General features: G+C 60.8%; 1 protein-coding gene. It reads left to right on the forward strand.

Going from position 1 to position 421, the window contains the following annotated elements; genetic code table 11:
* On the forward strand, positions 1-421 hold a 421-nt coding region (locus DVK06_RS18135; protein ID WP_199718818.1), incomplete at both ends, for a VCBS domain-containing protein.

The raw sequence follows: 421 nt of genomic DNA on the forward strand, positions 1-421 counted from the left end.
CACGAACGACGCGGCGGTGCTGTCGTCGGCCAGCGAGACGCTGGACGAGACGGATGCGGTGTTGACGACGATCGGCAAGCTGACGATCAGCGATGTCGACAGTGCAGAAAAGTTTGTGGCGCAGAGCAATGTGGCCGGCGATCACGGTGTGTTCAGCATCGACGAAGACGGCAACTGGACCTACACGGCCAATTCGGCGTATGACGAGTTGAACGTGGATGATACGTTGACGGACACGTTCACGGTGACGTCAGCGGACGGCACGCCGACCAGTGTGACGGTCACGATCCAAGGCACGAACGACGCGGCGGTGCTGTCGTCGGCCAGCGAGACGCTGGACGAGACGGATGCGGTGTTGACGACGATCGGCAAGCTGACGATCAGCGATGTCGACAGTGCAGAAAAGTTTGTGGCGCAGAGC

It is taken from the genome of Halorubrum sp. Atlit-28R, from assembly GCF_003665955.1.
In the GTDB taxonomy this organism is placed as follows: Archaea; Halobacteriota; Halobacteria; order Halobacteriales; family Haloferacaceae; genus Halorubrum; species Halorubrum tropicale.